The sequence below is a fragment of the Polynucleobacter sp. 39-46-10 genome (assembly GCF_002282275.1).
The window spans coordinates 1-3,547 of record NZ_NCJB01000254.1 but is presented as its reverse complement, the minus strand read 5'-3'; the positions used below and the strand labels follow the sequence as shown (position 1 = coordinate 3,547).

The 3,547-nt window shown below is 44.8% G+C and carries 3 protein-coding genes; 2 read left to right on the top strand and 1 reads right to left on the bottom strand.

What is annotated here, in order from left to right; genetic code table 11:
- Positions 1–1,330 (bottom strand): TAXI family TRAP transporter solute-binding subunit (locus tag B7X71_RS13795; RefSeq protein WP_293601039.1); only part of this gene is annotated, 1,330 nt, incomplete at its 3' end.
- Positions 1,331–1,400: 70 nt separating this feature from the next.
- Between B7X71_RS13795 and B7X71_RS13790 the strand changes: the two genes are divergently transcribed.
- Together B7X71_RS13790 and B7X71_RS13785 are read left to right on the top strand one after the other, a co-directional pair.
- Positions 1,401–2,102 carry a pirin family protein gene (locus tag B7X71_RS13790; RefSeq protein ID WP_293601038.1) on the top strand — a complete coding sequence of 234 codons (702 nt, stop codon included), beginning with the start codon at positions 1,401–1,403 and terminating at the stop codon, positions 2,100–2,102.
- Positions 2,103–2,167: 65 nt separating this feature from the next.
- Positions 2,168–3,547, top strand: a 1,380-nt coding sequence (locus tag B7X71_RS13785; RefSeq protein ID WP_293601037.1) for an altronate dehydratase family protein, incomplete at its 3' end; no start/stop codon positions are given.

The window sequence follows — 3,547 nt, the reverse complement described above, 5'->3', positions numbered from 1 at the left end:
TGGTCCTCAAAGTATAGTAGTCGCCAGCCATACTCTTGGGAACTTTTAATTGGAGCGCTTCATATTCCAACAAATCCAGCTTTTTAAGATATTCATCACCAGATCCTGATGAGAAACCCTCAATCATCTCCTGCTCATAGCCTTTGAGAATCCCATACAAAGAATTAATCTTGCGGCGCATCCGCTTATCCCGATAGCCAGGAAGACTAATGAGGGCTGGATAAGCAATGGCACAGAAGGGCAAGAATACAAAAACTAAACGGTTGATGAGCTCCGCTAACCAAAATGGGAAAAAGGTCATCAACCAAGGCGAACCATTTTTCTCATAATGCACAGCAACTGAACTCTCTGGGAAGTGAGAATCTCCAAAGAAAGGGAATTCACCACGCCGCGCAAAGAAATTAGCTTTGCCGTTAATTTGATGCGCCGCTTCTAAAAATAGGAATTGAAGTGCAGGATGCATGCGATCATCAATCAATAGATTGGTTGTTGTTGATATCAACTGTATGTCAGCATCAGGATTGTTTCTGGGCAAACTAAATCCACCAATAGGCACTTTTAAGATATGCAAGTAAGGCAAGAGATGGGTATATGCCTCGGCTCGCTCAAATCCGGCGAGATGAATTTGTGGATCACTCAGTAATGCTTGAACATTTTCTGATTGATAACCATCAACTAAAAATGCCCCATCAATCTCACCCTTCTTAAGGGCATTTACTGCCTCATGGTTAGGTAAATATAAGAAATGAGCTTCTTTCTGAAGTCCGGATGCCTGAATCAAGCGCATAGCTTGAGAGTGGGTGCCACTACCAACTGCACCTACTGAAACTTTCCCCTTTAGGAAATATTTCATTTGACCGTTGGCGTCTCTAAAATTACCCGCCTTAATTTCTGGACCACGATAAAAAAACCATATAGGCTCATAATCAACCGCACCCAGTGAATCAATACCACCAATTCCGTCTGGATTAAATGTTCCAGCCTGAACAAACGCTGCTTGCAAGGGATCTTTACGATCGGCAAGGCGCTTTAGATTTTCTTGAGCACCTTTGGTTTTTACCAACTCAAGCTTGATCCCTTTTTTCTCAAAAAAATCGACATATTTTTTAGCCATTAACTCATATGAACCACCCTCAGTTCCGGTAGCCATTAATACTTGCCGCGGAGGTGGTGGATCAGCATATAGCCAAATACCCGCCAGCAAAACGAAAAGCAATGCAAGAATTGGCCAGGTCTCTTTCAGAAACTGGACAAAATCTCTCCATCTTTCTTGGGCAGCCTCAGTAAAACCAAGGGCAGATTCTTTAATGTCTTGTTTGATACTTCCCATGGAATGCCAATCAGCAAATATGTCAAAAGCTAATGATAATAGGCATATTCGCTTTCTTAAAGGAGCCAAGATGTTAGCCCTCAGAAAATCCCAAGAACGTGGCTTTGCAGACCACGGATGGCTTAAAAGCTTTCATTCCTTCTCTTTTGCTGGCTACCATGACCCCCAATTTATGGGCTGGGGCAATTTAAGAGTAATTAACGAGGATCGAGTAGCGGCAGGTATGGGTTTTGGTAAGCATAGCCACCGCAATATGGAAATCATCAGCTATGTTTTATCTGGTGAATTGGCCCACGAAGACAGCATGGGAAACGTGAAAGGCATCCCACCTGGCGATGTTCAACGTATGAGCGCTGGAACTGGGGTCACTCATAGTGAATTCAATCACGCTAAAGATCAGACCACTCACTTCCTGCAAATTTGGATTCAACCAAATATCATGGAAATTCAGCCAAGTTACGAGCAAAAATCTATCCCTATCTCGGACAAGCAAGGCAAGCTTTGCTTAATAGCATCCCCCGATGGCGCAGGTAACGCGGTCAAAATTCATTCCGATGCCCGAATATATGTAGGCTTATTTGATGGATCCCAATCCCAGAAATTAGAGATCGATCCAGCACGTAAAGCCTATGCTCACCTTGTAAAAGGCTCTTTACAGGTCAACGGTATATCCCTGTCTACCGGTGACGCGCTCTTGATAGAAAACGAAAGTAGCCTAATCGTCAGTGATGGCAAAAATGCCGAAGTCATTATCTTTGACCTGAGTCATTAGAAATTTGGCGTTTGAGTCTTACGATCAGCATCTAAACGACAACCTGAAATAAGCAAAGAAATTCCATGATTGAAATCTCAGAGAAGCGCCTAATAGGCCCTATTATTCGACTCCATCCCAATGACAACATTGTGGTAGCCCGGGTAGATGTGGCAATTGGTGAAGCAGTCCCAAGTGAGAATTTCACGAGCCGCAGTCAAGTGCCAGCAGGTTACAAAATTGCAGCAAAGAAAATTCTCAAGGGCGAAGCTATTCTGAAATACAACGTGACCGTAGGATTCGCCAATACCGATATTGAGCCTGGCACGATGGTTCATAGTCATAACACGGAGTTTCGTGAATTCGATCGCGACTATGCCTATGCTAGCGAATACAAACCCACTACCCTCTTACCAGAAACTGAACGTGCGACTTTTCAAGGTTACGTGCGCGCCAATGGCAAAGTAGGTACACGCAATTTCATTGGCATTCTATCTACTGTGAATTGCTCTGCAACCGTCGTGAACAAAATTGCAGCGTGGTTTACCCCCGAACGCTTAAAAGATTTTCCCAATATCGACGGGGTGGTTGCATTTAGTCATGGTATTGGTTGTGGAATGGAAATGAGTGGCGAGCCTATGCAACTGCTTCGCCGAACCATGGCTGGATATGCGCAGCATCCTAACCTCGCTGCCGCCCTGATCATTGGCTTGGGTTGTGAGCGAAATCAACTCAAGGGATTAATGGAGCAAGAAGCCCTGCAAGAAAACTCTACTTTGCATACTTTCATCATGCAAGAAACTGGTGGAACACGCAAAACGATTGAAGCAGGAATTGAGGCTGTAAAAGCACTTCTCCCGGAAGTCAATAAAGTGAAAAGGCAAACTGTCTCTGCAAGCCACCTTTGCGTTGGTTTGCAATGTGGTGGCTCGGATGGTTTCTCTTCGATTACTGCTAACCCAGCCTTGGGCGCTGCGATTGATATTTTGTCGCGTCATGGTGGCACCGGCATTCTCTCTGAAACGCCGGAGATTTATGGTGTTGAACACACGCTGACCCGCCGAGCAGCAAGCAAGGCTATTGGTGAGAAATTAATTCAACGTATTCGCTGGTGGAAGGATGAATATTCTGTCGGTCGCGATGTTCAGATCAATGGACAAGTTAGCCCCGGAAATCAAATCGGCGGCCTAGCCAATATCTTTGAAAAATCACTTGGTTCATCCATGAAAGGTGGAACGGGACCGTTAATGGAAGTGTATCGGTATGCAGAGCCAGTAACGGCTAAGGGTTTTGTGTTTATGGATACACCTGGTTTTGATCCAGTGTCAGCAACGGGTCAAATTGCTGGCGGTGCAAACTTGATTGCATTTACTACGGGACGTGGCTCCATGTTTGGATCAAAGCCAGCACCTTGCATCAAACTTGCAACCAATACTCCGATGTATGAGCGACTTACCGAAGACATG

Bases quoted from the DNA above. Each gene is read 5' to 3' on its own strand.
- B7X71_RS13790 (WP_293601038.1), top strand. From the start codon at position 1,401: ATGTTAGCCCTCAGAAAATCCCAAGAACGTGGCTTTGCAGACCACGGA.